The sequence below is a fragment of the Dethiosulfatibacter sp. genome (genome assembly GCF_983023055.1).
Window position 1 is genome coordinate 1 of the sequence record NZ_CEZJXU010000132.1, and the last position, 2,165, is coordinate 2,165.

Sequence of the window (2,165 nt, forward strand, 5' to 3'; positions counted from 1 at the left end):
TTAATCAAATTTCGCTTTTCGTTCAATTATACTACTTCTGTTCGAAAAAACAAGCACCCTGACCTAGACAACGATCATTTTGAATTAGTAATGTATTTGGTAAATCACGGTGAATCTTACCACAAGTAAGTCTATAAGCCGAATAAGTTTGTGTTATAAATACTATAACACATCTATATTGTATTTTTTTTAACCACACGAAAATATTCTCAAGTCAAGTTATTTTCCTTATCGTTATCTTAATTCAATTAGACCACTGCAGTTTTATTTTTTGGCTCTGTTAGTAAGCGTTGTTGGTAAAGATTAAAAACAAGCATTTATGGGTATAATAACTATATAAACATCTTTAAAAGGTGGTGAAAGTTATTATGACAAATCTTAATTCTATATTGAGTGATATCAATAAGTTGAGCAATCATGATAAAGAAATTATCTTTGATGCAATCGAAGAAATTCTTGTGTTTGGTTCTTATGCCTTAGATGTAGAATCTGATATTAAAGAGCATCGTTTTAGTAAAGGTAGAGTTTGTCCTCATTGTGGTGGTCACGACATATGTAGATACGGCAAGTCTCAAGGAAAACAAAGATATCTTTGCCATTCTTGTAAGAAGACATTCGCAGATTTCACTTCTTCTCCAGCTTACAATAGCAAGAAACCACTTGAAAAATGGCTTCTTTATGCCAAGTGCATGATCAATGGATATTCTATTCGAAAATCGGCTGAAATCGTTGGAATACATCCTTCAACTTCTTTTTATTGGAGACACAAAATTTTAGATGCTATCCGCATGTTCCTTGGTGTTGGCCACGTGGAAGGTATTGTCGAAGCTGACGAAACATTCTTTCGTGAAAGTTTCAAAGGAAACCATAGCAAAAATAGTAATTTCAAGATGCCTAGAGAGTCTCACAAAAGAGGAACACCTGCAAGTAAAAGAGGCATTTCAAATGAGCAGGTCTGTGTCGCCACTGCTGTCGATCGTCAGGGTGATATTATTGCAGAATTGATCTGCCGAGGTAGAATAACTCATAACGATCTTAACAGACTCTATGCAGAACGAATAAACGACAATTCGATACTTTGTACCGACTCTCATAAGAGTTATATACGATTCGCCAATAACCTTCATCTTGAGCATCACCGTATCAAGCCTGGGAGGTTCAAAGAAGGTATTTATCACATCCAACATGTTAATTCGATGCATAGTGAGTTAAAGCAATGGATACGACGATTCAAAGGTGTTTCGACAAAGTACTTGGCGAACTATTTATACTGGTTCAAATGGCTGCAACTATTTAAATACGAACGGGACATTATTAAAGCCAAGGATCTGCTACTCCATTCGTCGACAGTTCATACAACTACAACGGTAGCTGATTTTAAAGACAGAAAAGCTATCTTTATTTAATACTGCTCTTTGCGGACAAGAAGCGAGTATTTTTCTATTATTATTTGCTTTATATTTACAATAACGAGGTATACTTGAGAGGTTTTTTTATATCTTGATTATTATGCCTTGTTATCAACAATATTTACGAACAGAGCCTATTTTTTATCTCTCATAATAATTTGATCGATTACTTGCCATAATCTGCTCCTTTTTTATATACATATATTATCGTGACCTAGTATGAAGTTTCCACCCTACGCCACAAAAACTGATTTCATTTTTTTTATATCAATTTTTCTTGAAATAGAAGCTTTATCTATGTTATTATAAAATCGGACGATAGAAAATCGACCGAAAGAGGTGGACGATATAATGGAACTCACAGGTGAAGCTAAAAATATAGAATATAAACAAGAGTACTCAAAGACAATATTGAAAACGGTATGTGCCTATGCAAATTTTCATGATGGATATATTATTCTGGGTGTAAAGGATGATTGTAAAATTGTAGGAGTTGAGAATATTGATGAGCTGAAGTTAAGTATCGAAAATGCTATCAACGATACCATAGTACCAAGTCCATATTATGAGTTTGAAGTAAAACAAGCAGGTGATTTGCAGCTTCTGCTGATCAAAGTATATAAAGGTGATCATACACCTTATACTTATCAAGGCAAGTCTTATATGCGTCGTGATACATCTACCGTCCAAGTGGATATGGTAACGAATCAGAATTTGATATTAGCAGGCAGAAACTTGGGTTATGAAGATTTGGCA

General features: G+C 34.3%; 2 protein-coding genes. Both read left to right on the forward strand.

Annotation, left to right across the window (positions count from 1 at the left end):
• The first annotated feature begins 368 nt into the window (after positions 1-368).
• On the forward strand, positions 369-1,406 hold the full coding sequence (locus AC3AX0_RS06105; RefSeq protein WP_487549419.1) for an IS1595 family transposase: 1,038 nt from the start codon (positions 369-371) through the stop codon (positions 1,404-1,406).
• Between the two features lie 354 nt (positions 1,407-1,760).
• Positions 1,761-2,165: AlbA family DNA-binding domain-containing protein (locus AC3AX0_RS06110; RefSeq protein ID WP_487549420.1), on the forward strand; the 405-nt coding region annotated here is incomplete at its 3' end.